This is a genomic window from Marinobacterium nitratireducens (assembly GCF_014645375.1).
In the GTDB taxonomy this organism is placed as follows: Bacteria; Pseudomonadota; Gammaproteobacteria; order Pseudomonadales; family Balneatricaceae; genus Marinobacterium_A; species Marinobacterium_A nitratireducens.
In genome coordinates this window covers 12778-38889 of record NZ_BMLT01000005.1, presented here as the reverse complement: position 1 = coordinate 38889, position 26112 = coordinate 12778, and the positions used below count along the sequence as shown (strand labels likewise).

Annotated in this window: 18 protein-coding genes; 9 read left to right on the top strand and 9 right to left on the bottom strand. The window is 65.4% G+C overall.

Translation table 11 applies throughout. The annotated features are described in order from the left end of the window. Positions 1 to 62 precede the first annotated feature (62 nt). Genes IEX85_RS10595 through IEX85_RS10585 form a run of 3 tightly spaced genes read left to right on the top strand, consistent with a single transcriptional unit; the run spans position 63 to position 5269 of the window. The gene (locus IEX85_RS10595; protein ID WP_188860569.1) at positions 63 to 650 is read left to right on the top strand and encodes a DUF2760 domain-containing protein; all 588 of its coding nucleotides are present in this window, start codon (positions 63 to 65) and stop codon (positions 648 to 650) included. Beyond that, complete coding sequence (locus IEX85_RS10590; RefSeq protein WP_188860568.1) at positions 647 to 2473, top strand: Hsp70 family protein; 1827 nt, start codon at positions 647 to 649, stop codon at positions 2471 to 2473. The genes IEX85_RS10595 and IEX85_RS10590 overlap by 4 nt, the downstream gene beginning before the upstream one ends. A gap of 3 nt (positions 2474 to 2476) precedes the next feature. Beyond that, on the top strand, positions 2477 to 5269 hold the full coding sequence (locus IEX85_RS10585; protein ID WP_188860567.1) for an Hsp70 family protein: 2793 nt from the start codon (positions 2477 to 2479) through the stop codon (positions 5267 to 5269). 645 nt (positions 5270 to 5914) lie between these two features. Here IEX85_RS10585 and IEX85_RS10580 read toward each other — a convergent pair. Then, positions 5915 to 7429, bottom strand: a complete 1515-nt coding sequence (locus IEX85_RS10580) for a M20/M25/M40 family metallo-hydrolase (RefSeq protein WP_188860566.1) — start codon at positions 7427 to 7429, stop codon at positions 5915 to 5917. 210 nt (positions 7430 to 7639) lie between these two features. On the opposite strand from IEX85_RS10580, the gene IEX85_RS10575 reads away from it, so the two are divergent. Then, entirely contained in the window at positions 7640 to 9865 is a 2226-nt protein-coding gene (locus IEX85_RS10575; protein WP_188860565.1) for a tetratricopeptide repeat protein, read from the top strand. Positions 9866 to 9882: 17 nt separating this feature from the next. Continuing rightward, positions 9883 to 10683, top strand: a complete 801-nt coding sequence (gene hisN / locus IEX85_RS10570; protein WP_188860564.1) for a histidinol-phosphatase — start codon at positions 9883 to 9885, stop codon at positions 10681 to 10683. 30 nt (positions 10684 to 10713) lie between these two features. On the opposite strand, the gene IEX85_RS10565 is transcribed toward hisN, so the two are convergent. Further along, the gene (locus IEX85_RS10565; RefSeq protein WP_188860563.1) at positions 10714 to 11373 is read right to left on the bottom strand and encodes a TetR/AcrR family transcriptional regulator; all 660 of its coding nucleotides are present in this window, start codon (positions 11371 to 11373) and stop codon (positions 10714 to 10716) included. 361 nt (positions 11374 to 11734) lie between these two features. Here IEX85_RS10565 and IEX85_RS10560 point away from each other — a divergent pair, with 361 nt between their 5' ends. Together IEX85_RS10560 and IEX85_RS10555 are read left to right on the top strand one after the other, a co-directional pair. After that, positions 11735 to 12532 (top strand): bestrophin-like domain, encoded by a 798-nt coding sequence (locus tag IEX85_RS10560; protein ID WP_188860562.1) that lies wholly within the window; start codon positions 11735 to 11737, stop codon positions 12530 to 12532. A gap of 404 nt (positions 12533 to 12936) precedes the next feature. Then, positions 12937 to 16341 carry an adenylate/guanylate cyclase domain-containing protein gene (locus IEX85_RS10555; RefSeq protein WP_188860561.1) on the top strand — a complete coding sequence of 1135 codons (3405 nt, stop codon included), beginning with the start codon at positions 12937 to 12939 and terminating at the stop codon, positions 16339 to 16341. A gap of 949 nt (positions 16342 to 17290) precedes the next feature. Here IEX85_RS10555 and IEX85_RS10550 read toward each other — a convergent pair. Next, entirely contained in the window at positions 17291 to 19594 is a 2304-nt protein-coding gene (locus IEX85_RS10550) for an ATP-dependent DNA helicase (RefSeq protein WP_188860560.1), read from the bottom strand. Further along, the gene (locus IEX85_RS10545; RefSeq protein ID WP_188860559.1) at positions 19594 to 21276 is read right to left on the bottom strand and encodes a VRR-NUC domain-containing protein; all 1683 of its coding nucleotides are present in this window, start codon (positions 21274 to 21276) and stop codon (positions 19594 to 19596) included. The genes IEX85_RS10550 and IEX85_RS10545 overlap by 1 nt, the downstream gene beginning before the upstream one ends. A gap of 162 nt (positions 21277 to 21438) precedes the next feature. On the opposite strand from IEX85_RS10545, the gene IEX85_RS10540 reads away from it, so the two are divergent. Both IEX85_RS10540 and IEX85_RS10535 read left to right on the top strand, forming a co-directional pair. Further along, positions 21439 to 21858: a nucleotidyltransferase substrate binding protein gene (locus tag IEX85_RS10540; protein ID WP_188860558.1), complete on the top strand. Its 420-nt coding sequence runs from the start codon at positions 21439 to 21441 to the stop codon at positions 21856 to 21858. Further along, a complete protein-coding gene (locus IEX85_RS10535) occupies positions 21851 to 22150 on the top strand; it encodes a nucleotidyltransferase family protein (protein WP_188860557.1) in 300 nt (99 codons plus the stop codon). The genes IEX85_RS10540 and IEX85_RS10535 overlap by 8 nt, the downstream gene beginning before the upstream one ends. 35 nt (positions 22151 to 22185) lie before the next feature. Here IEX85_RS10535 and IEX85_RS10530 read toward each other — a convergent pair whose 3' ends face one another. The 5 genes from IEX85_RS10530 to atpE all read right to left on the bottom strand — a co-directional run bounded on the left by IEX85_RS10530 (position 22186) and on the right by atpE (position 25925). Continuing rightward, complete coding sequence (locus IEX85_RS10530; RefSeq protein WP_188860556.1) at positions 22186 to 22413, bottom strand: YgaP family membrane protein; 228 nt, start codon at positions 22411 to 22413, stop codon at positions 22186 to 22188. Between the two features lie 85 nt (positions 22414 to 22498). Continuing rightward, a complete protein-coding gene (locus tag IEX85_RS10525) occupies positions 22499 to 23338 on the bottom strand; it encodes a F0F1 ATP synthase subunit gamma (RefSeq protein ID WP_188860555.1) in 840 nt (279 codons plus the stop codon). Then, positions 23335 to 24822 carry a F0F1 ATP synthase subunit alpha gene (locus tag IEX85_RS10520; protein ID WP_188860554.1) on the bottom strand — a complete coding sequence of 496 codons (1488 nt, stop codon included), beginning with the start codon at positions 24820 to 24822 and terminating at the stop codon, positions 23335 to 23337. Before IEX85_RS10520 ends, IEX85_RS10525 begins: the two co-directional genes overlap by 4 nt. Further along, positions 24815 to 25624: a F0F1 ATP synthase subunit delta gene (locus IEX85_RS10515; protein WP_188860553.1), complete on the bottom strand. Its 810-nt coding sequence runs from the start codon at positions 25622 to 25624 to the stop codon at positions 24815 to 24817. Before IEX85_RS10515 ends, IEX85_RS10520 begins: the two co-directional genes overlap by 8 nt. Positions 25625 to 25649: 25 nt before the next feature. After that, positions 25650 to 25925 carry an ATP synthase F0 subunit C gene (gene atpE, locus IEX85_RS10510; protein ID WP_188860552.1) on the bottom strand — a complete coding sequence of 92 codons (276 nt, stop codon included), beginning with the start codon at positions 25923 to 25925 and terminating at the stop codon, positions 25650 to 25652. Between the last annotated feature and the right edge of the window lie 187 nt (positions 25926 to 26112).

Here is a 26112-nt window from a genome sequence, read left to right as displayed (position 1 = left end):
ACAATGGGCGCTTTTTTGGGGCCAGGTCCTCGTTGCCCTCGTTAATAGTCAGGAGTAAACGCATGAATTTCGATTTTACGGCGCTGCCGACCACCCTCGATGCAGGACATCTGGGGCTGGCGGTACTGGCCATGCTGTTTCTGGTGATGTATCTGTCCAAGGGATCTTCCGCGCAGCAGGCGCCTGCGCCGCAGGTGAAGCCCGAACCTGTGCCTGAGCCCAAGCCGGAGCCTAAACCGGAACCCAAGCCGGTGCCGAAGCTGAAGGAGGCGACCCCGGATGCGGCGCTGCAGCTGCTGTCGCTGTTACAGCAGGAGGCGCGCTTCGTCGATTTCGTGCGCGAAGACCTGGCCGGTTTCTCCGACGCCGACATCGGCGCCGCGGCGCGCGTGGTCCACGAAGGCAGCCGCAAGGCGCTGGACGAGTATTTCCGCTTCGAGCCGGTGCGCAGCGAGGACGAGGAAAGCCGCGTCACCCTGCAGGAAGGCTTCGACGCCCATGAAGTGCGCCTGACCGGCAATGTGGTCGGCAAGGCGCCGTTCACCGGTACCCTGGTGCACCGGGGCTGGAAGGTGACCGAGGTGAAGCTGCCGAAGCTGGCAGAAGGTCATAACACCCGCGTGATCGCGCCGGCGGAGGTGGAGCTGTGAGCGACGAACAGAACTCCGCACGTTACGCCGTCGGTATCGACCTGGGCACCACCCACTGCGTGCTGTCCTACGTCGATCTCGAGGCCGGCGACGACGCGGTGCTCGAAGTCATGCCGGTGCCGCAGCTGACCGCCCCCGGCAGCGTCGAGGAAAAGTGGCAGCTGCCGTCCTTCGTGTACCAGCCCCACGAGTCCGAACTCTCGGACGGCGATCTGGGCCTGCCCTGGGAACAGGCGCCGGCGGTGGTCGGGACCCTGGCGCGCGAGCTTGGCAGCAAGACGCCGATCCGTCTGGTGGCCAGCGCCAAGAGCTGGCTTTGCCACGGCGGCGTCGACCGCCACTCGGCGTTCCTGCCGCTCAACAGCCCGGAAGAAGTGCCGAAACTGTCGCCGCTCGATGCCACCGGCCAGTACCTCGAGCACCTGCGCCGCGCCTGGGACTACTGGCACCCGGACGCGCCGCTGCTGGACCAGGACGTCACCATCACGGTGCCGGCCTCGTTCGACCCGGCCGCGCGCGAGCTGACCGCCGATGTGGCCCGCGACATCGGATTCCGCCACCTGACGCTGCTGGAGGAGCCCCAGGCGGCGGTCTACAGCTGGATCGAGGCGAGCCAGGACGCCTGGCGCGACGAAGTCGGCGTCGGCGACATCATTCTGGTGGTCGATATCGGCGGCGGCACCTCCGACTTCTCGCTGGTGGCGGTGACCGAGGACGACGGCAACCTGCAACTGAACCGCGTCGCGGTCGGCGACCATATCCTGCTTGGCGGCGACAACATGGATCTGGCGCTGGCATACCGGCTCAAGGCCAAGCTGGCGCAGCAGGGCACCAATTTGCAGCCCTGGCAGGTCATGGGTATCGTCCACGCCTGCCGCGACGCCAAGGAAAAGCTGCTGGCCGACCCAGAGGTCGAATCGGTGCCGATCGTGGTGCCGAGCCGCGGCTCCAAGCTGCTCGGTGGCACCCTGCGTACCGAGCTGACCCGCGACGAAGTGCGCGAGGCGCTGGTCGAGGGCTTCTTCCCGCAGGTCGGCATCGACGAGCATCCGGCGGTGCAGGCGCGCGGTGCCCTGACCCAGATGGGCCTACCCTACGCCCAGGATGCGGCGATTTCCCGTCACCTGGCCGCCTTCCTGAGCCGCCAGCACGGCGCCGCGGACGAGCTGCTGGGCGAGTCCGGCGGCGATTTCATCAAGCCGACCCGGGTGCTGTTCAACGGCGGCGTGCTCAAGGCACCGGCGCTGTCCGAGCGGACCCTGGGCATCATCAACGGCTGGCTCGACGCCGCCGGCGCGCCCGAGGCGACACTGCTGTCCGGACTCGATCTGGACCTGGCGGTGGCGCGGGGTTCGGCTTACTACGGCGCGGTGCGTCAGGGGCAGGGCGTGCGTATTCGCGGCGGCATCGCCAGCGCTTACTACGTCGGTATCGAGAGCGCCATGCCGGCGATCCCGGGCATGGAGCCGCCGGTGGAGGCGCTGTGCGTGGCGCCGTTCGGTATGGAAGAGGGCTCCGAGACGCAAGTGCCGGGGCGCGAATTCGGCCTGGTGGTCGGCGAGCCCGTGCGTTTCCGCTTCTTCGGTTCGACTATCCGCCGCGAAGACGAGGCCGGCACCCTGCTCGATTTCTGGGAGCCGGATGAGATCGAGGAACTGCCGGAGATTCAGGCGACGCTGCCCGTCGAGGGGCGTACCCCGGGCGAAGTGGTGCCGGTACGACTGGCGTCCCGGGTCACCGAGGTCGGCACGCTGCGTCTGGAAGCCATTCCCCGCGACGGCGCGCAGCGCTGGCAGGTCGAACTGGATGTAAGGGAACAATAAGCGATGCCCAGAGCCCGCTACATCGTCGGTATCGACCTCGGTACCACCCATACCGCGGTCGCCTACGCCGATATCGGCGACGGGGCGCCGGGGCAGCCGCAGCTGTTCGAGATCGAGCAGCTGATCGCCCCCGGCGAGGTGGCGAAAAAACCGTTGCTGCCGTCGTTCCGCTACCATCCCACCGAAGGCGAGCTGGTCCCCGAGGACCTGCAGCTGCCCTGGCCGAATCCGGATCTGCCCGACGAGCTGGAGCAGCGGGTGGTGGGCGAGTGGGCACGGGAGCTCGGTTCCCGTTCCGAAGGGCGCCAGGTCGCCAGTGCCAAGAGCTGGCTGTCGCACACCCAGGTCGATCAGACCGCGGCGATCCTGCCCTGGGCCGCGGCCGAGGATGTCGCCAGGGTGTCGCCGGTGCTGGCCAGCGCCAGCTACCTCAGCCATGTGCGCTCGGCCTGGAACCTGGAGCACCCCGAAGCACCGCTCGAAGCCCAGCAGGTGATCGTCACGGTACCGGCCTCGTTCGATGAGGCGGCGCGCTCGCTGACGGTCGAAGCCGCCGCGATGGCGGGCCTGCCGGACATCCTGCTGGTCGAAGAGCCCCAGGCCGCCTGCTATGACTGGTATGCCCGCAACCGCGACAGTGCCGCCGAGCAGCTGGCGGACGTGCGCCTGCTGCTGGTCTGTGATGTCGGTGGCGGCACCACTGACCTCAGCCTGATCCGGGTGGCAACGGATGAGAACGGCCTGTCGCTGAGCCGTGTCGGTGTCGGTGATCACCTGATGCTCGGCGGCGACAATATCGACCTGGCGCTGGCGCATCGCGCCGAACAGCGTTTACTGTCCGGCGACGGCAAACTGCGGGCCGCGAGCCTGGCGCAGCTGATTCAGCAGACACGCAAGGCCAAGGAACAGCTGCTGGCCGAAGACGCGCCGGAGACGGCCAGGGTTACGCTGCTCGGGGCCGGGCGTTCGCTGATTGGCGGCGCCAGGAGCTGCGAGCTGTCCCGTGACGAGGTCAAGGCGCTGGCGCTCGATGGCTTCTTTCCCGAGGTCAGCCTCGACACGCGCCCGCAGCGGCGCCGCGGTGCGGTGGTCGAGTTCGGTTTGCCGTACGCGGCGGATCCGGCCATCAGCAAGCACCTGGCGGAGTTTCTCGGGCGCCACCGCAATGCCTGCCGCGAAGCGCTGCAGCTCGATGAGGACGCGACAGAGCCTGCGGTACCCGACGCGGTGCTGTTCAACGGTGGCGTCTTCAACAGCGCCACGGTCAGTGCCCGCCTGCTCGATATTCTGGGCCAGTGGCGCGGCGCACCGGTCAGGGCGCTGGAGAATCGCCACCCTGACCTGGCGGTGGCCTACGGCGCCGTGGCTTACGGCCTGGCGCGCCGCGGCGCGGCGCTGAAAATCGGCGGCGGCTCGGCGCGCAGCTTCTTCCTGCAGATCGACGCTGGTGGCGAAGAGGGCCGGCAGGGGGTCTGCCTGTTGCCGCGCGGCAGCGAAGAGGGCGACGAGGTGCGTCTGTCGGATCGGCGCTTCGCGCTGCGCCTCGGGCAGCCGGTGGGTTTCCACCTGCTCTCGACCAGTGCCGATACCCGCTACGCGCCGGGCGAGCTGGTCGCGATCGACCCCGAGAACTTCGTCGATCTGCCGCCGCTGTTTGCCGCGCTCGAAGGCGACGATGGCGATTCGGCCGAAGTCGAGGTCGAGCTGGTCACCACCCTGACCGAAGTCGGCACCCTGAAGATCGAGTGCGTCAGTCTCGCGGACAGCGCCAAACGCTGGGCGGTCGAATTCCAGGTACGCCGCGATCTGGCCCGACATCGTCAGGGTCAGTCCCGCACCGCGGCATTGCCGCCGCGCTTCGACGAGGCGCAGGCGCTGATCGACGATGTCTTCGGCCAGAGCAAAAAGGAGTTCGATCCCAAGGCGGTCAAGCGGTTGCGCAACGACCTCGAGAAGATACTCGGCAAACGCGAGAGCTGGGAAACCCCGCTGCTGCGCGCGCTGTTCGACGAGTTCCTCGAAGGCAGGCACAAGCGTCGCCGATCAGAGCACCACGAGCGCGTCTGGTTCAACCTGGCCGGTTACTGCCTGCGGCCGGGCTTTGGCTATCCCCTCGATGACTGGCGTCTGCAACAGATCTGGCCGCTGTACCGCCAGGGGCTGCAGTTCGACAAGGGCAACCCCGCCTGGAGCAACTGGTGGGTGTTCTGGCGCCGCGCCGCGGGCGGTCTCGATGCCGGCCAGCAGCAGGAGCTGTTCAAGGCGGTCGGCAAATACCTCGACCCGGTAGCGCTGCGCAACCGCAAGCTGATGGCGGATCTGCAGGATAAGGCCTACGACGATATGGTGCAGCTGGTGGCGGGCCTCGAACGTCTGCCGGTGGAGACCAAGGTCAAGGTCGGTGACTGGCTGCTCAAGCGGCTGGAGAAAAAAAGCGAGACCCAGACCTCCTGGTGGGCGGTTGGCCGTATCGGCGCCCGGGTGCTGTTCCATCGCAGCGCCCACAACGTGGTGCCGGTGGAAGTGGCGACCCGGTGGCTGCAGAAGCTGCTGGCGCAGGACTGGAAGAAGAACCAGCAGATCGCGTTCGCCGCGGTGATGCTGGCGCGCATGAGTGGCGACCGCAGCCTCGACCTCGAGGCCGCCGACCGCAACAAGGTTATCGCCAAGCTGGAGGATGCCCGGCTGCCGCCGCTCTGGGTCGAGCTGGTATCGGAAGCGCGGGAACTCAGCGACGACGAGAACCAGCTGCTGTTCGGCGAAAAGCTGCCGACCGGGCTCAAGCTGATCGATTGACCCGGGCACCTGCCCAACCTCTGTTCGCTCGCGGAGCGAGCTCCTACGATCCGTGGTGGTCGCGCCGCTGGTAGGAGCCCGGTCCCCGGGCGAATGCGGATGGCTATAGCGTACCGGACCGGCCGGGCACCTGCCGAACCTCTGTTCGCTCGCGGAGCGAGCTCCTACGATCCGTGGTGGCCGCACCGTTGGTAGGAGCCCGGTCCCCGGGCGAATGCGGATGGCTATAGCGTACCGGACCGGCCGGTCGCCTGCCGAACCTCTGTTCGCTCGCGGAGCGAGCTCCTACGATCCGTGGTGGTCGCGCCGCTGGTAGGAGCCCGGTCCCCGGGCGAATGCGGATGGCTATAGCGTACCGGACCGGCCGGTCGCCTGCCGAACCTCTGTTCGCTCGCGGAGCGAGCTCCTACGATCCGTGGTGGTCGCACCGTTGGTAGGAGCCCGGTCCCCGGGCGAACCCATGCTGCGAGATCCGCCGTCGTGCCGGCGAAAAGGACCCGGAAATCGGCAATCCGTCGTAGCCGCGTACCCAAACATACGGGCACTTCCCCGCGGCGAAGCGGTTGGCGTTGCGCCGGGGTTGTGCGCGGCGAGGCGCCTCTCCTGCGGCTTCCAGGGTTCGGGGTCTCGTAGTAGCCGCTCAGGTCAACGGCGCAGTTTGTTGCCCTGGTACTCCATTTCTTCCGCCGCCTTCTTCGCCTTGTCCGAGGCTTTGTCGGTGCCATTTACCGCCGAGGTGGTCATGGCAAAGGTGTAAAGGGCATGGGCCGCGGCCCCTGACATTTCGCTCAGACCCGCGTCGCTGTTGTTGTCATAGGTGTCGCAGGCAAGGTGGTAGCAGGGATCGTACTGATCGCCGGCGGTGCCGCCATACACCAGGGCTTCCTCTTCGGACTTGATGCCCTCGGCACCGGTAAAGAGCCCACCGGCCGGAATGCCGAGCGCGATGAAGGGGCCGTAATCGGAGCGGCCGTCAAAAGCGGTGGGTTCGACCGGCATTCCCGCACTGGCGAAGTAGTCCTCGAACACCTTCTCGATATTGGCCGAACCGTTGGGGCCGGCGATGCCGGTGGCCGAGCCGTCGCCGTCGTAGACGAAGCGGACGTAGTTCGGCGAGCCGATCATGTCGAAGTTCAGGTTCAGGGCAATGTTCTTGATATCCCGTTTGCTGAGGTTGTCGACGTAGAACTGCGCGCCGACAAGCCCCGCTTCCTCGGCGCCCCACCAAGCGAACCGGACCTTGTTACGGGGCTCGACGCCCGATGCGGCCAGTTGTAGCGCCATCTCCAGGATCGCGGCGGAGCCGCTGCCGTTGTCATTGATGCCGGGGCCCTCGGCAACCGAGTCGAGATGAGCGCCGATGACGACGACCCGGTCATCGCGTCCCGCCGGGGTCTCGGCTATCAGGTTGGAGGTCGCGCGGGTTTCGGAGATGGCATCGACGAGCAGTCGCACGGTGACATCTCCGGCGCCCAGTTCCACGCCCACGTCAAAGGCTGCACCCACCACCGGGATGCTGACCTCGGGGCTCGACAGGGTGCCGAGAAAGGCATCGGTGCGCCCCTCCTGGCCTTCATTTAAGATGATCACGCCGGCCGCTCCGGCCGCTTCGGCGTTTCCGGCTTTCAGCACAAAGGAGCAGCTGCCACGCTGGATAACGGCGATATTGCCGGGCGTAAAGCTGTCGAAGTCTTCGGGCTCGCAGCCGCTGGTGGAGCTGTTGGCTGTCGCCCCCGGCGGCAGCTGAAGATCGACGGCTTGCGCGGTTGCCGTGACGTCGCCGCTACCGGAATAGTCCATGGTGGCAAAGCCGTCGTTGCTGAAGTAGCCGTATACCATCGGCGCCGGTGAAAGCTGTTCGAGCTCGGCCGCTTGCAGCTCCTCGAAATAGGGGAAATCGAACGGCTGCACCGTCACCTCGTAGCCGGCCGTTTCGACCAGTTCACTGACATACTCGAGCGACGCATCGTAACCGGCGGTTGCGGCTGCCCGGTTGCCGCCGTTGGCGTCGGCAATCTCCTGAAATGCCAGCTGGTGTATGCGTATGCCTTCGAGCGTAATGGCCGCCCGAAAGGCTTCGGTGTCCACGGGAACTGCAGCTATGCTTTGCTGGGCGGCGATAATGGCGCTGGCGATCAGCGTCGGTTTGATTGTCTTCATGCTTGCTCCGTTGACGGCTAGCCACCGAAGACAGCGCCAGGGGCACTTCAGTGAGCGATCGAATCTTCTATTTGCTCGGCTTTCGGCCGTCACGAAAGCTTAGAGCAATATGATGAAAAGACCCGGAAATCGGCATCGGCAGTGCGTATAATCGGGGTTTCGGCTGGCCATGGGCCGGCTCACCCGAAGGCATCGGACGATCGAGGATACATGGACAGACGCGCCCCCCATACCGGCCTGCCCGGCCTATTGCTGACCGCCGTGCTGCTGTGCCTGCAGTCCCTGAGCGCGAATGCGGCCTACGTCGGCAGCGAGGCCTGCATCGACTGCCACAGCAGCGAGTACAATGACTGGCTCGGCAGTCATCATCAGCAGGCCATGGCGGTGGCCAGCGACGAAACGGTGCTCGCCGACTTCAACGACACCGAATTCACCTATAACGGCATCACCTCGCGTTTCTACAAGCGCGACGGGCGTTTTTTCGTGACCACAGAAAACGCCGACGGCGAACTCGAAGAGTTCGAAATCGGCTATACCTTCGGCGTCTACCCGTTGCAGCAGTACATGATCGACTTCCCCGACGGTCGCAAGCAGGTGTTGAGCATCATCTGGGATACCCGGTCGAAGGAGGAGGGCGGTCAGCGCTGGTATCACCTCTATCCCGAGCACCAGAGCCTGGCCCACGGCGAACCGCCGCTGGACCCGGTCGACAGCGAAGACCCGCTGCACTGGACCGGCAGCTATTTCAACTGGAACAGCCGCTGCGCCAGTTGCCACTCCACCGAGCTCGAGCGCGGCTACAAGCCTGCCGACAACAGTTACGACACGACCTGGTCTGAGATCAGCGTAGGCTGCGAGGCCTGTCACGGCCCGGCGCAGCGCCATCTCGAATGGGCGCGCAACGGCGGCGATAGCGGCGCGCACTCGGGCTTTGCCATGTCGCTGGCGGATCCGGGCATCTGGGCGGCGATAGACGCGGTGGCCGGTGTCGAAAAGCGGCCGACGCTCAAGCGCAGCGGGGCCCTGGCGGATACCCAGAAGCGCGTCTGCGCCAGCTGTCACTCGCGCCGCGCCGAGCTTGGTTTCGCCGATCCGCGCAAGGATTTCTACGATACCCACCGGCTGCAGTTGCTGGAGTCGCCGCTCTATTATGCCGATGGCCAGGTACGCGACGAGGTATACGTCTGGGGCTCCTTCCTGCAGAGCAAGATGCACGGCGAGGGCGTGACCTGCAGCAACTGCCACAATCCCCACAGCCTCAAGCTGAAAGCCGAGGGCAACGGCGTCTGTACCCAGTGCCACAGCGCCGAGGTATTCGACAGCGAATCCCATCATCACCATCCGGCGGATAGCGCCGGTGCCCAGTGCGCCAACTGTCACATGCCGACGACCACCTATATGGGTGTGGACGCGCGTCGCGATCACAGCCTGCGTATCCCGCGCCCGCAGCAGGAGGCCGACGTTGGCGCGCCCGATGCCTGCACCCGCTGCCACGAGGACCGCTCGCCGGCCTGGGCGCAAAGCGCCATCGAGCAGTGGCTCGAAGGCAGCGGCAAAAGCCTGGGCCGTCATCCCTTCGCCGATGCCTTCCATGCCGCCGACCAGGGCCAGGCCGACGTCGCGCCGCAACTGCTGAAACTGGCGATGGATGGCAGTCTGCCGGCCATCGTGCGCGGCAGCGCCATTCAGCGCTTCGGCCCCTGGCACAACCCTCAGAGCGTTGCGGAGGTTCATCAACTGCTCAGGGATCCCAAGCCGCTGGTGCGCCTGGGCGCGGTCGCCTCCCTGCAGAGTCTGCCGCTGCATGTGCGCTACCAGTTGCTGGCGCCGCGGCTCGACGAAGAGGTGGCGTCGGTACGGATCGAGATGGCGCGCATGCTGGCCGGCGTGCCGCCGGACCAGGTTCCCGCCGAACAGGCGCAGCAGCTGCGGGCGCTGTTTCGCGAGTACGTCGCCGCCGGGGATTTCAACGCCGACATGCCCGAGCAGCAGAGCCAGCTGGGCCGTTTCTATGCCGACCTGGGGCAGTTCGGCGCGGCCGAAACGGCCTACCGGCAGGCGCTGAAACTGGCGCCGAAGCACCAGGGCGTGCTGCTGAACTTTGCCGACTTTTACCGCCAGACCGGCCGCGACGACAAGGCGCTGCCGCTGCTGCAGCAGGCCGTGGAAGTGGCGCCGGGATCGGCAAACGGGCACTATGCGCTGGGGCTCTACCATATTCGCCAGAAGCAGACCGATGCCGCGGTGGCGTCGTTGCAGAAGGCGGCCGAGCTTGCACCCTCGGATGCGCGCTATGCCTACACCTACGCGCTGGCGCTGGAACAGCAGGGAGAGGTGGCGCAGGCGCTGCGCTACCTCGAGCGCTGGCAGTCGGAGCACGGTGCGAACCCACAGGTGAGCCAGGTGATCGCCAAGCTCAGAAACCAGACCCAGTGAAACAGGAGGACCGCCCGATGTTGTCGCATGAGGAGATCGAAGAACGTCTGGCCTTCGCCCGAACGGTCGTCGAGGACGCGGGGGAGATTGCGCTGCGCTATTTCCGTCAGCCGATCGAAGTGGAAAACAAACTCGCCGGGGCGGAGTTCGACCCCGTGACCCGTGCCGACCGGGAAGTCGAGGCGCGCATCCGGCATCAGTTGGGCGGCGCCTATCCCGACGACAGCATCATCGGTGAGGAGGAGGGCACGTCCGCCGGCAGCAGCGGGGTGGCCTGGGTCATAGACCCGATCGACGGCACCCGCGCCTTCATCAGCGGTGTGCCCGCCTGGGGCACTCTGGTCGGCTTGATGGACGGAGCCCGCTGCGTCGGCGGGCTGATGCATCAGCCCTATATCGGCGAGACCTTCATCGGCAGTGCCGCCGGCGCCATGCTGCATCACCGTGGCGAACACGTCGCGCTGAAGGCCCGCGCCGGCGCGCAGCTGTCCGACGCCATTCTCTACTGCACGCACCCGAAACATTTCGAGACCGAGGCGGATCTCGCCGCCTTTTACCGCGTGGCCGAGGCCAGCCGGCTGTACCGGTTCGGCGGTGACTGCTACTCCTACTGTCTGCTGGCGCAGGGGCAGATCGACCTGGTCATCGAAGGCGGCCTGCAGCCCTACGACATCATCCCGCTGATTCCGCTGATCGAAGCCGCCGGCGGCGTCGTCACAGACTGGGACGGCAAGCCGGCGCTGTCCGGCGGGAATATCATCGCCGCGGCCAACCCCAGGCTCCATGTCGAAGCACTGGAGATGCTGAACAACGTCTGAGCTGCCACCGGCCAAAAGGGCGGTCGCAGCTCAGGGCATTCGCTGCCCTGGCCGGGGAGCCCCTGCCGGGGCATTGCTGCCGGCGACGGCGCGCAGGCAGAACGTCTGGATAGCCTCGATCAGGCGGGGCTGGTCGATCACCGCGTCGGAGCCGTCTAGCGGCCAGGTCAGGGGACCGACCAGCGCTTCGGCGATGACCCCGACCAGCGCTGCCGCGCTCACCGCGGCCTCCTGTGGCGGGAATTCGCCGCGGCGGATTCCGTCCTCGACCAGTTGCTGAAAAATTTGCGCGTAGGCCTGGCGGTATTTCAAGCGCTGGGTGTCGACCTGTGGATCCACCGGCTCGGCGATCAGTGCATAGGCCAGGCGCCGGCCGCGAATGGCGCGCACCGCAAAAGATTCGACCGCGTTCAGCAGGCGCTGCGAGGCGGGCCCTTCGGCCAGCGCCTTTTCCCGTACCCGCGCAAGCTCCTTCTCGGTTCCCAGGGTGAAGACCTCGGCGCAGAGCTGCGCCTTGGAGTCGAAATACTTGTACACCGTACCGGTGGCAATCCCGGCGCGCTGCGCCAGTTCGACGATCGTCAGGGCGCCGAAGCCGCCCTCGGCGACCAGTTGCAGGGCCGAGTTCAGCAGCGTTTGCCGCAGCTGGGCCTGTCGCGCTTCGACTTTCTCGGTTCTCCGGTACACCATGCTTTAGCACTTCCTCGCCAGGATAGGTCCCGGAAATTGTAACCGTTTCACGTCGTCGCAGTGGACTCAAAAAGCCAATGCAGCTCATCAAAATGCGCTTTCCGGGCGTCTGCCATCACCCGCCGGGCGCTTCGCGACCTGGTGCCTCAGTTTGACTGGCGGGATACGCGAAGATGCGCCAATATCTGAACGTCGACCGGCGTCAGCGCCGGCCCCCCATCCTGAATACCCCGTTTTCGCGAGAGGCAACCGGTCATGGAACCTCAGTAATTCGCCTGATCCTCAAGCGAGGCGGCGCCGAGCGATGCTGGTGTTTGCGACAGCATACCGGTTATGACTTTCCGGCCTTGGATGAACAATTATGGACGTGGGTTTTTGGGATTCGATACCCATAGCGCTGGTGTTTGCGGGTATCGTGCTGTTTACGGTCTTCACCTTTGAACTGGGTTACCAGATCGGCAATTACGCGCGAGCGCACTCGGAAAAGCATTCCGATACCAGCCCGGGTCCGATGGTCGCGGGCGTTCTGACGATGCTGGCCTTCATTCTCGCGCTGACCTTCAACATGGCGGCCTCGAGATTCGACAGTCGCAAGCAATTCGTTATCGAAGAAGTCAACGCAATAGGGACGACCTATCTGCGAGCCGACCTGCTTGCGGAACCTCAGAAGTCCGAGTTGAAGGACTTGCTGCGCCAGTATGTGGATATCCGTGTCGAGGTCAGCCAGAACGACAATATTGACGACGCTATCCGGCGATCGGCCGGGTTGCAGCAAAGCATCTGGACCCTGGCGGTTTCGGTAGCCAAAGAGGAGCCGGTGGTCCTGAATTCGCTGTTGTTGCAGTCGCTGAACGAAATGATCGATCTGCAGGAAAAAAGGGTCAATGCGGCGATCCGAAACCGGATTCCCGGCAGTATCTGGGTCACGCTGGCCGCGATCATCGCCTTGTCGATGGTGACGATGGGGTCGCAGACCGGGCTGGTCAGAACCCGCCGTCTGATGCAGGTGATACCGGCGGTGCTGGCATTCTCGGCGTTGCTGACCGTGGTCGTTGACCTGGACCGGCCCTCGGCGGTCGGATTCATCCATGTCAGCCAGCAGGCGATGATGGACTTGCAGCAGAGCCTGCAGCAGGCGGCGCAGAGCCTGAGCCGATAGGCCGAACCCGGCAATCCAGCCCACTTTTTGCACCGCCTGCGGCTTGCGCCGTGGGCGTGGCGTCGGTGATGGTCAGGATAGTGCCGTTGTGATGGATACTGTCGGCGGTTACGGCCGCGAGATCCAAGCCCGGGGACGGCAGCCTACAGCCCGGTATCAGCAGCTTACCTGTTAGTTTCATGAGTCCGCTTCTCCTGTCGGAGGCACGCCCGAGCCTGGCATCGCACCGCGCGATGCAGTTTTGATGAGTCTGGCGGGGATGGTGTTCCTGCTCGCAACTGAGCCGGTGATGCGACGCTCAAGTGGTCCGACCGGTACCTGAACGGCTAAGCTTTGTTGGAAGCCGCGTAAAGACCCGGTCGCGCACTGCGGGCAGGTTGGCGGTAAATAGCTCGAGGTTCCCGATGCGTTGTGCTGGCTGCGGGTTCGAAAATCCCCGGGGTGTCCGATTCTGCAAACATTGCGGTGGCGCCCTGGCGCAGACCTGTTCCCGTTGTGGTCACAATCTGCGTCCTGCGGCCAAGTTCTGCGACGAGTGCGGCGCAGCGCAGGCGCCGGAGGCTGACGCCGGCGAATCCGGCGCAGTCCTGGAACCGATTCACTACCCCCCCCGTCACCTGACCGAACGCATCCTGGCCTCTCAATCGGTGATCGGCACCCGCGGACGCAGCGCGGGCGAGCGCAAGATCGTGACCGCGCTTTTCGCCGATATGGCGGGCTCCACCGCGCTGGTCCAGAATCTGGATCCTGAAGAAGTCCGCAGCCTGATCGATCCTGTACTGACGCTGATGATGGAGGCGGTGCACCACTACGAGGGCTATGTCGCCAAGTCCCTCGGCGACGGCATCCTGGCGCTGTTCGGTGCCCCTATCGCCCATGAAGACCACCCGCAACGGGCGCTCTATGCGGCGCTTCGGATGCAGGAGGCGATGCGCCTCTATGCCGATCGCGTGCGTCTCGAGAAAGAGATACCGCTGCAGATCCGTGTCGGTATTCATACCGGTGAGGTGCTGGTGCGCTCGATCGAGACCTGCGACCTGCGGGCCGACTACGAGCCGATCGGGCAGAGCATCCACCTGGCCTCGCGAATGGAAGGGATTGCGACTCCGGGCTCCATCGTCGTCAGCGAGGCGACCTACCGACTGGCCGAAGGCTACTTCGAATTCAAGACACTGGGTGCCATACCGGTCAAGGGCGTCGCCCAGCCGCTGGAGGTCTACGAGGTGACCGGCGTCGGTCCGCTGCGAACCCGGCTGCAGGTCTCGGCCCAGCGCGGCCTCGCGCCCTTTGTCGGACGTCAGCCGGAGCTCGAGGCGCTTTCCCGGGCACTGGCCAGATCACGCCGCTCGCACGGGCAGGTGTTGGGGGTGGTCGGGGAGCCGGGCGTCGGCAAGTCGCGACTGTTCTACGAATTCCAGGCCATCGCCCGGTCGGACTGCCTGGTGCTGGAAACCTTTTCGGTTTCCCATGGCAAGGCGTTCGCATTCCTGCCGCTGATCGAGCTGCTGAAGGATTACCTGCAGATCGGACCGCAGGATGACGAGCGCGTGCGGCGTGAGAAGGTAACCGGCAAGGTACTGACGCTGGACCGCGATCTGGAAGACTGTCTGCCCTTTCTGTTTTTCCTGCTGGGGGTTTCCGAGCCCGAGACGCCGCTGGCTCAGATGGATGCCATGCTGCGGCGACAGCGGACCTTCGAGGCGATCTGCCGGCTGCTGCTGCGCGAGAGCCTGAATCAGCCGCTGGTGGTCGTGTTCGAAGACCTGCAGTGGCTGGACAGCGAAACCGGGTTGTTTCTCGAGCACCTGATCGCCAATCTCGCCAGTGCCCGGTTGCTGCTGTTGGTGAACTATCGGCCCGAATATCGGCCGCAGTGGGGCGAGCGGCGCTTTTTCACCCAGTTGCGGCTCGACCCGCTGGGACAGGACGAGGCGCAGGAGCTGCTGGATTCGCTGCTGGGCGAGGATGCGTCGCTGGCATCCCTGAAGCCCCTGGTGATGTCCCAGACCGAGGGCAACCCCTTCTTTCTCGAAGAGGTGGTGCAGGCTCTGGTCGAAGAGCAGGTACTCATCGGCGAGCCCGGACGTTACCGGCTCGAGCAGGCGCCCGAGTTGCTGCAGATTCCGACCACGGTGCAGGGCGTCCTGACCGCCCGCATCGACCGGCTGAATGCGGACGAGAAGGTGTTGCTGCAGACGCTGGCGGTCATCGGCAAGGCGTTTCCCTGGAGTCTGATGCTCCAGGTGGTGGACATGACCGAGGCCGGGCTTCGGCTCCTGTTGTCCCGCCTGCAGGCCGGCGAGTTCCTCTACGAGCGCCCCGCTTTCCCCGAGGTGGAATATACCTTCAAGCACGCCCTGACCCAGGAGGTTGCGTACGCTTCGCTGCCGATGGGGCGGCGCAGTGAACTGCACGAACGAACCGCCCGGGCGATCGAGACGTTGTTTCCGGACCAGTTGGAAGACCGCTGCAATGAACTGGCCCACCACTATGGCTGCAGCGGCAACGTACTCAAGGCGGTGGAGTACCTGCGTCGCGCCGGCGAGCAGGCGCTGCATCGCTCGGCCAACGCCGAGGCGGTGGGTCATCTGCAGCAGGCCCTCGAGCTGCTGGGGCGGTTGCCCGAAACGCCGGAACGGGCACGGCGGGACCTGGCTGTGTTGCTGACGCTGGGCCCTGCCTGGATGGCGCTGCGGGGGTACGCCGCCCGCGAAGTGGAAACCACCTACCGGTGCGCGCTGGAGCTATGCAGCCAGGTGGGGACAGTGCAGGAGCACTTTACCGCACTGATCGGGCTGGATGCCTACTACGTGGTATGTGGCGAACTCGAGGCCGGCCGGAGAATCGCGGAACAGCTGCTCGATCTGGCGCTGGAGGCCGGCGATACCGACTTCCTGCTCGAAGCCAGGGGTGCCCTGGGCGCGGTGTTGCAGCCGCTGGGCGAGCTGGAGCCCGCCCGGGAGCAGCTGGAGCAGGGCTTCGCGCTGTACGAACCCTCTCAGCACCGGGCCCATGCCTTTATTTACGGGCTGGATCCGGGCGTGCTGTGCCTGTCCTACCTCGCGCTGACGCAGGCGCTGTGCGCAGAGCCCGCAGATGAACTCAGCCGGAAATCCCTGTCCCTGGCGCAGCAGCTGGCACATCCGCTCAGCCTCGCGTTCGCCCTGCTGATGGCCGCCCAGACAGAACAGCTGTTGCAGCACGAAGACCGGGTGCGCGCCCCGGCAGAAGCGGCGATCGAATTGTCGATGGAGCAGGGGTTTCGCTCCTGCCTGGCCAACGGCCGTATCCTGCTCGGCTGGGAACTGGCGCAGGAGGGAAGTACCGACCAGGGTATCGCCATGATCCGCGAGGGGGTGACGGCCTACCGGGCGACCGGTTCGGAGATGTTCGTCACCTATTTTCTGGGACTGCTTGCCGATGCCCTCATGCGCGCCGGCCGGTTCGGGGAGGCGCTGACGGTGCTGGAAGAGGCGCTGCTGCTCGTGCAAAAGATGCAGGAGCACTTTTACGAGGCGGAGCTCCACCGCCTGCGGGGCAGCGCCCTGCAGGCGCTTCCGCCAGGCGCCCGGGCGCCCTATGCCTATACGCCGAAGGCCTGTTACCGCAAGGCGATCGAGGTCGCCAAGGGGCAGGGCGCCCACCTCCTGGAACGGCAGGCGATGTTGTCGCTGGCACACCATCAACTGCAGCTGGGCGAGCGGCACGAGGCCAGACAGCTCCTGACGCAGCTGTGCGGCCGTGCCGGCGCCAGCGACGAATCCTCCGTGCTGGCATCGGCCAGGGCGCTGCTCGCGCAGCTTGGCTGAAGGCGATCGCTGGCGCATCTTGGCAGGTTTTGCGAATCCGCTATCAATCAAGATCGGTTCGCCGCGGGGCGCAGCTCCTACGGGGCGTGCGGAACTCGGCTTTTGTAGGAGCTCGCTCCGCGAGCGATCACCCGCGGTGCCGGACCGGTTCGCCCACGGAGTGGGCTCCTACAGACTGTGCGGCGGCCCGCTTTTGTAGGAGCTCGCTCCGCGAGCGATCATCCGCGGTGCCGGACGGGTTCGCCCACCGAGTGGGCTCCTACAGGTCGTGTGGGATCCGGCTTTTGTAGGAGCTCGCTCCGCGAGCGATCACCCGCGGTGCCGGAACGGATCGCCCACGGAGTGGGCTCCTACAGGTCGTGCGGGGCCCGGCTTTTGTAGGAGCTCGCTCCGCGGGCGATCACCCGCGGTGCCGGAACGGTTCGCCCACGGAGTGGGCTCCTACAGATTGTGCGGCGGCCCGCTTTTGTAGGAGCTCGCTCCGCGGGCGATCACCCGCGGTGCCGGACCGGTTCGCCCACGGAGTGGGCTCCTACAGGTCGTGTGGGGCCCGGCTTTTGTAGGAGCTCGCTCCGCGAGCGATCACCCGCGGTGCCGGAACGGTTCGCCCACGGAGTGGGCTCCTACAAGTCGTGCGGGGCCCGACTTTTGTAGGAGCCCGCTCCGCGGGCGATCACCCGCGGTGCCGGACCGGTTCGCCCACGGAGTGGGCTCCGCCTACAAGTCGTGCGGGGCCCGGCTTTTGTAGGAGCTCGCTCTGCGAGCGATGACCCGCGGTGCCGGACCGGTTCGCCCACGGAGTGGGCTCTTACAGGTCGTGCGGGATCCGGCTTTTGTAGGAGCTCGCTCCGCGAGCGATCACCCGCGGTGCCGGACGGGTTCGCCCACGGAGTGGGCTCCTACAAGTCGTGCGGGGCCCGACTTTTGTAGGAGCTCGCTCCGCGAGCGATCACCCGCGGTGCCGGAACGGATCGCCCACGGAGTGGGCTCCTACAAGTCGTGCCGGGATCTGCCACCAGGCAGGCAGCAGGCTGCGCACCTCAGGCCGGGCGAAGCGGTCGTCGATGAGGATCACGGTGCCCCGGTCCTCGGGGGTGCGGATCACGCGCCCGGCGGCCTGAACCACCTTCTGCATGCCCGGATAGAGGTAGGCGTAGTCGTAACCGCGGCCGAAGCGGCGCTGCAGGCGCGCGCGCAGCTCCTCGTGCCAGTCGTCGAACGGCGGCAGGCCCAGCGTTGCAACGAAGGCGCCGATCAGGCGCTCGCCCGGCAGGTCGATGCCCTCGGCGAAAGCGCCGCCGAGCACGGCAAAGCCAATCCCCTGGCCGCTGTCGTCGAAACGGTCGAGGAAGTCTTGCCGCGCCTGCTGCGACATACCCGAGGACTGGCGCCAGAGCGGCAGTTCCGGCGCGTCCTGCTGCAGGCGTTCGTACACGGCGTCGAGGTAGGCGAAGCTGCTGAAATAGGCGAGGTAGTTGCCCGGTTGCGCCCGGAATTGCGCGTCGAGAATGCGTGCGATCGGTTCGATCGACGCCTGGCGATCGCGAAAGCGGGTGCTGACGGCGGTTTCGAAGCGCGCCTCGAGCTGATCCGCGGCGAAAGGACTTTCGACTTCCTGCCAGACGGTGTCGGCAGGCAGTCCAAGTAGGTCGCGGTGATAGAACGGCGGCGACAGCGTTGCCGAGAACAGGGTACTGGAGTGCGCCGCGGCGAAACGCTCGGCCAGGAAGTCCGCCGGCACCAGGTTGCGGATCGAAAGCCGTGCTTTGCCGCGACCGGCACGGCTCAGTTGTGCCAGCGAGTGGTCGCCGAAACGCTCGGCCAGGCGCAGGTATCCGACCGCCTCGAACAGCAGTTCCTGCAGCGCCGCGTCGGCCGGGTGTTCGGCGAGATAGTCGCCGATGGCGGAGACCAGACCCTGCAGCGCGCCGTTGAGTTCTTTCGGCAATTCCGCCAACTGCTTCGTCGCACCGGTTTCGTCGTTCATGCCGTGTTCGCGCAGCAGCGCGTTCCACTGTCGTGCCAGCGAATCCAGCGGCTTCTTCAGCGCCGCCGGGGCGGTTCTTTTCAGCTGCAGCAAGCGCTGCTGATCGAGTTCCGTACTGTACATGCCGCGGGCGCGGTCGATCAGGTTGTGCGCCTCGTCGATCAGCAGTGCGGCCTTCCAGTCGTTCTGCTTGGTCAGCGCGTGCAGCAGCGCCTGACGGTCGAAAAAGTGGTTCAGGTCAGCAACCACCAGGTCGGACCAGCGCGCCATTTCCTGGCCCAGAAAATAGGGGCAGATGTCGTGCTTGAGCGCCAGTTCGCGAAGGCGCCCCCGGTCCAGCGGTTCCCTGGCGCCGGCCGCTTCCTGTCGTGCCGCCGGCAAGCGGTCGAAGAAGCCCTGGGCCAGCGGGCAGGAGTCGCCGTGGCAGGCGAGGTCCGGGTGTTCGCAGGCGTGTTCGCGGGCGCTCAGCTCCAGCACCCGCAGCGGTACCGGCTCAGGCTGCGTACCGGCTAGCTGCAGGATCGCATCGAGCGCCAGCTGGCGGCCGGTATTGCGCGCGGTGAGATAGAACACCCGGTCGATCGAGCGGCGCGGCAACGCCATCAGCGTCGGGTAGAGGGTGCCAAGGGTCTTGCCGATTCCGGTCGGGGCCTGCAGCATCAGCGCCCGGCCGGTACTGGCGGCCTTGTATACGCTTTCCGACAGTTGCCGCTGGCCGTGGCGAAATTCCCGGTAGGGAAAACGCAGTTTCTGCAGCGCGGCATCGCGCGCGGCGCGATGGGCGCTTTCCGCTTCAGCCCAGTCGCGGTAGGCCAGGCAGAGCTCGTCGAGAAAACCCTGCAGCTGCGCGGCGCTTTGCTGCTCGCTGCGCTCGGTTTCGCGGTCTTTGCCGATGTCGTAGTAGATCAGCGCCAGCTCCAGCGACTCCAGGCCGTCGCGGGCGCAGAGCAGGGCACCGTAGACGCGAAGCTGCGCCCGGTGCAGTGCCTGCTGCGCTTCGGACAGCCGCGACAGGTCGCCGCGGTGGGTCTTGATCTCCTCTAGCCTGTTGCGCGCGGGGTCGTAGCCGTCGGCGCGCCCGCTCAGCAACAGGCCCCGGCATTCGCCCGATAGCGGCAGCTCGGCCTGGTAGCCGTCGCCGCGGCTCGCCTGCACCCGGGCGTGGCCCTCGATGCCTTCCTCGGCGGTTGGCGATGGCGTATAGCGGTGGTCGAGGCTGCCCGTCCGGGCGGCGAATTCACACAGGGTCCGGACGGCAATGCGCATCAGTCAGACCATTTCACGTGGCAGACGGCGACGTCCATCTGCTGTTCGCGCATAAAGCCCAGCCAGCGGCGCTGGTGGTCCTGCAGCCGGTCGCCGGGGCCCTTGACCTCGATGAGACGGTAGCGTCGCTCGTCGGGCCAGAGCTGGATCAGGTCCGGAAGGCCGGAGCGGTATTCGCGCAGGTCCGTGAGCATGCGCTCGAAAACCGCTCTCAGGTGGTGCGGCGGAATGCAGTCCAGCGCGCGCTCGATCAACTCGCGGGGCAGCAGTGGCCAGTACAGCATGGGGTTGCTGATGCCCGCTTTGCGCGTCCAGGTGTCGAGTATCTGCTGCCGGTACTCGCCTGAGTCCAGCAGCTTGAGGCTATCGTCGAACAGCGCGCGGCGCCGCTCGAGGAAGTCGCCGCGGTAGAGATCCGCCGGCCCGCCCTGAAACGGGTGGAAGAAGGCGCCGGGCAGTGGCGTATAGAACGCCGGCCAGCAGAGCAGCGCCAGCAGACCGTTGAACAGCCAGTTCTCGACGTAGTAGAGCTCGCAGCTGTCGTCGCTGAAGTGTTCGGCGACCGCAAGCTCCACCGAGCCGTGGCCGGGCTGAGGCAAGGCGATCTCGATGGTCTCGATGGCGCGCGCACGGGGTGACGGCGGAACGGGATGCCCAAGGCGCTTGCCGAGGCGCTTGCGCAGCCGCTCCAGCCCTTGCTGCTCGGCGGCATTGCGCGGCTCCGGTAGCGCGGCCTGCAGCAGGGGCCAGGCGTTTGCATCTTCACCGCGCCGCTCCATCAGGCGCAGCTGTTTCAGCCGCGCTTCGGGGTGGCAGCTTGCGCCCCAGGCTTCGAGCGCCAGCAGCGGTTCACCGGCGCGCTCGGCCATGCGTCCCAGCGCGTACAGCAGCCGGCCGCGGCGGGATTCTAGCCAGGGGTTGGCGTTGGCTTCGCGCGGGATATCCGTCCAGACCGCGGATGGGGGCTCGTCGCCGTCCAGGCGCTCGCGACACTGATGCAGATGCAGGTAGGCGTCGACGTCGGTACGCTGCTGAAATGCCCGCGAGTCGCTCGAGAGCGGCACCTGCTCGTAGCGCTGATGCCCCAGCTGCTCGAGCACGAATTCGGACCAGCCCTGGCGCAGGTTGCCGAAAAACATCAGCCGGAGACGCTCGAACAGCGCCATATCGTTCAGTGCCAGCACCCGGTCGCCGCTGTCGGGCCACCACTGCGACAGCGGCGCGGGCTCGGGCGCGTCGTGCGACAGCGCTTCGTACAGTGCCTGCTTGGTCAGGGATTTTTTCAGGCCGGCGTCGGCGATCCGCTCGCCAAGCGCGAGTCCGAGTTCCGGTCGCGTCAGCAGCGCGAACAGCTCGTCCAGCGACAGCTGCGGATCGGGGTCTATCCAGTCGCCTTCGACGAGAGCTTGCAGGGCGGCTTCGCTGGAACCGATTTCGGCATACACGAGCTTGCCGAGGCGAAAACGCTCGCCCTTGCGCATCACCATCCGTACCAGCAGTGCCTGGGAGGGCTCGGGCAGGTGCCAGAAGGCGTCGAGTCGTTGCCGTTCGCACTCGAGCAGCAGATCGGCATGGCGTGCCCCGACCCAGAGCAGTACCGTGCGAAAGTTCTCCAGGTAGTACAGCGGGTTGTCGAGCGTGGCGGCTTCGGGGCGGTCGGGCAGGGCGGTCAAGGAGAGCATCCGGTACTGATTCAATGCCGATAGCTTACCCTTTCAGGCGGCGCTGGCAACCGCTGCCCTGCGGCGCGATTCACTGCGCTCATGGCGTCCTACGGAGACAGGGCGTGTCGCGGCGGTGTGTGCGCGCTATCATGCACTGAACTAAAGTTTAGAGAGTTGAACATGCTGGATCTTTCCGGGCTGGAACGGGCTTTGTCGTCGCTGGATGCGGTGATCGCCGAGACCCAGAAAAAGCCGTTTATGGATGCACTGACCGAAGTGCAGCGCAATGCCTTCATCGCCGGCGCCATTCAGAATTTCGAGTTCACCTATGAATTGTGCTGGAAGTTCATGAAGCGCTGGCTGGATCATAACCTGGGCAGCAGTTACGTCGAAGGGGTGTCCCGCCGTGAGCTGTTCCGCCTGGCGCATCAGAGCCGTCTGATCGATTCGGTCGACGAGTGGATGCTGTATCACCGTGCCCGTAATCAGACGTCGCATATCTACGATCCGAAAGTGGCCACGGAAGTGTACGAGATTGCTGTGGAGTTTCTACCTGCGGCCCGTGCGCTGCTGAGTGCGATAAGTGCCAAAAATGATTGATCTTTCAACCTCCGATCGTCAAACGCTAAGTGCCATTCTCAAGGAGTTCCTGGCGAATGGTGAAAAGGTTTGGGCTTTCGGATCCCGGGTCAAAGGTACCGCCCGTCCCTGGTCCGATATCGACCTGGTGATCGAGGGTGAAAACGCGATGCCTACGGCAGATTACTATCGTTTGCAGGACGCGCTGGAAGAGTCCGAATTGTCGATACGAGTGGATGTGCTGGACTGGTATCGTCTGTCCGATGAATTTCGTGCGCAGATCGATCAGTCAAAAGTCCCGTTCGATTATTGAAGCCGGTATTGATTTCGGACCCCTTGGCTTGGCCCTCAATGCGCCTTGCCGGGAAAGGCGGAACCGGCGCCGATGCCCATCCTCGCCAGGATTTTGGCCAGCGGACAGAAGCCGGTGAAGGAGGCCTGTACCATATTGGCGCCGACGAAGGCGGTCACCCAGAGCCACTGAATCGAGTGCAGCTGCGACAGCAGCAATGACAGCAGGATAAAGAGCCCGGCAAAACGGAATACCAGAGTGTCGATATTGGTGGACGCAGCCATCCTGTTTCTCCCCGACCAGAACGAAGGTTCATATTGCTCTATTTGTATTAGGTTTGTCTAAAATAGCAAGCGAATTCTTCGCAGGTCACCGCGACATCGACGAATCGTCGTTATTGTCGGCATTGAGCAGGATGACCTCGATCTCCTCGGTAATTTCCTCCTGACGGATTTCGCGGCCTTTTTGCGCCAGCGCCTCGAGGCGATCGTCGAGGTAGCGCACGGCGCCGTCGAGGTGTTGCATGCGTTGCTGGTTTTCCGCCATCAGCGAGAGATAGGCGATGGCATGGAGTTCGGCGAACAGGTAGTGCTCGACCAGCCCGGCATAGCACTGCGACGGCGGCAGGTTGAGGTCGGGTTCCGGGTGCCTGGGGCCGGTTTGCGGCAACGACTGGAACGGCGGCAGCAGCGGACGGCGCACGACCTCCTGGGCATCCGGGTCATGGTACAGCACCCAGAGGTTGAACCGGCTGTTGCCGCTTGCCAGTTCGCCCACCAGGTCGCTCAGCCGGTTCAGGGTATCGCCGACTTCGTCGAGTACCGAGGCGCCGTCGAGCGCATGACAGAGCCTGGGATCCCCCTCCAGTCGGCTGCACAGCTTGCGACCGGTGGCGATGAGCGAAGCGGGCGCGTTGATGTCCGCCGGCAGCGCCTGCAGCAGGCGCTCGTTGAAGGCGCCGCAGAATCCGCGTTCCGAGCCATACAGCAGCGTGACGGGCGGGTCGTCGCTTTGCGGCGGCCGAAACCCGGAATAGGCTGCCAGAAACTCTGAAGCGGCGCTCTCGATGCCCTCGAGCATGGTTCGCTGCACTTCTATGCGCTGGCTCAGGCGCCGGGTTTCCATGAAGGCGAGCGACTTCATCGCGTTCATGATCTCGCGGGCTTCGCTCAGTTTGCGCAGATGGTGTTCGAGTTGCTGGCGACTCATGCCGGACCCGCTTCGTTGTCGCGCCAGTGTTTCAGCATCTGCGACCAGCGCTCGTGCGGCTCGTCCAGTGTCAGGCCCGAGCTTCGGGTGTACTGCGCCAGGTCCTCGAGGGTGGCGTTGACGTCCGCCGGCGCCAGGTCGTCCAAAAGACCGTCGTTGAAAGCGACCATCCAGGCCATCTCGAATTCGATCGACACCGGCGACAGCCGGTCCTGTTTCAGAATCTCCCGCAGTACCCGGCCGCGCCTGATGCTCTTTTCCATCTCCGCTTCGAGTCGGGCACCGAAGCGGGTAAAGAGCTCAAGCTCCAGGAACTGCAGGTAGTCGAGCTTCATGCGCCCGGCTTCCTGCTTGATATGGGCGTGCTGGGCCCGGCCGCCGATGCGGGAGACGGACTTGCCGATGTCGATCGCCGGCCGGAAGCCGGCGCTGAACAGCTCGGCATCGAGATAAATCTGGCCATCGGTGATCGAGATCAGGTTGGTCGGGATATAGGCGGCAATTTCGCCCAGGCGGGTTTCGACGATCGGCAGTGCGGTCAGGCTGCCGCCGCCAAGCCCGGCTTCGAGGCAGGTGGCACGCTCCAGCAGTCCTGCGTGTACCGAGAAAATATCCCCGGGATAGGCTTCGCGGCCGGGCGGGCGGCGCAGCAGCAATGACAGCTCGCGATAGGTCTTGGCATGGGTCGAAAGGTCGTCGTACACCACCAGGGCGTGACGGCCAGCGCGCATCCAGCATTCGGCCAGGGCGCAGCCGGCGAATGGCGCCAGGTGCTGAAGACCCGGCAGCGCGCTGGCTTCGGCAACGACCACGGTGCTGAACTCCAGGGCGCCTTTGTCGCGCAGCAGCGAGATGGTATCGACCACGGTGGACCTTTTCTGGCCGATCAGCACATAAACGCAGAGGATGTCCTGACCACGCTGATTGATGACGGTATCCAGCGCCAGCGAGCTGCGCCCGAGCCCCTCGTCGCCGACCAGCAACTGCCGCTGGCCGCGTCCGATCGGGATGAGGGTGTCGATGACCTTGACGCCGGTATAGAGCGGCTGGTGCACGAAGTCGCGTTCGACGATGAGGGGCGAGGCGCCCTGGAGACGGCGGCGTCGGTTGCTGTCAGGTGCCGGGCCGCCGTCGAGCGGGTTGCCGAGCGGGTCGATCACCCGGCCCAGCAGGTCGTCACCGACGGGAAGACTGAGCGGGTTGGGACTGAGTGTCACCGTGGTGCCGGCGGTCAGCTGCCCGGTGGCATGCAGCAGGATGGCGCCGATCAATTCGACGTTGAGGTCGAACACCAAGCCCTGGCTGCCATCTGCGAAGTCCAGTACATCGTCGATGGCGGCGGTTGGCAGCCCTGCGACCCAGGCGATGCCGTCGCCGACCGAGACCACGCGCCCCTGCTCGCCGATCCGGACTTCGGGTCGGTAGTCGTGGAGCCATTCGGCCTGCCGCGTCAACGGCCCGTCCGGCAGCTTGTACTCATCCATGATCCTGCTCCGTCTGCGCGGGCTGCAGCGCCTGTGCGCAGGGCAGACGGGTATTGCCATTGCTCTGCACCAGGTCGGCAAACCCCTTGAGTTCATCGCGCACGCTGGCGCGAAATACCCAGGGCCCTATCGACAGGCGCAGGCCGGCCAGCAGCTCCGGGTCCTTCAGGTAGCGGTATTCTGCCTTGGTGGCGAGCAGCCCATCGATTCGTTGCTGCAGGCGGCTGCGGTCTCCGGGCGGCAGTTCGAAGGCGCTGGTGATCTCGATGGCTTCGGGGTGCTCGGCCGCGTGTTCGCGCAGCGACTGCAACTGCTCCGTCGGCAGTCCCGGCAGGGCATTCAGCAGCATCTCCAGCAGCCGCGTCTCGAGCTCGGGGCCGGCGCACAGTTCCAGCAGTCGGGTGGCGAAGCGGCTGCCCTGCTCCAGTGCCAGGCGTTCGAGGTGCTGCTGCCGTTCCAGTAGCTGGTGCTGCTGGCTGACCTCGGCTTTCCTGCGTTCTTTGTCGAGCTCCGCGCGCAGGCCTTCGTGCTGCCGTGTCCGTTCGCGCTCGATCTCCTGCTGCAGGGCTTCACGGGCGCGCTGGCGTTCGGCTTCCCAGTGACTCAGCCGGTTTTCGTACTGCGATTGCAGCTCCTGCGCCTGGGCCCGCATGTCCGTGGCGTCGGCCAGCTGCTGATCGATACCGGCGCGGCGGCGGGCGATGACGGCCTGCAGCGGCTTGTAGAAGAACCGCTGCAGCAGCCAGATCAGCACCAGGAAGTTGATGATCTCCAGTACGAATGTCGAACCGCTCAGTTCCATGCATAAGCCTCCGGATACCCGTTGCTCATGACACCGCCTGCAGCACGTACTCGAGCAGCGGGTTGCGGAACAGCACGATCAGCACGATGACCAGCACGTAAATCGCCAGCGATTCGATCATCGCCAGGCCAATGAACAGGGTGCGCATAATCGATTTTTCCGCCTCGGGCTGACGTGCGATCGCTTCGAGGGCGCTGCTGATGGCTCGTCCCATCGCCAGTGCCGGCCCCAGCACGCCGATGCCGATGGCCAGCACTGTGGCGGCGGTCGTGGCCAGGGTGATCCATGAAATATCGGTCATCTCGTCTCTCCTGACAGGATATTGAAACCTAACTGCGTTGCCGAATACTGGGCCCAGAGTCCGGAGGGGCTCTTATCCAAACCGTAGGATGGGTGAAACGACGCTATCTGCGGGGAATCCATTGCTGACCAGATAAGGGTGTCGTGCAACCCATCGCATGCGTTCAGTTCCTCACATCACCGGGACG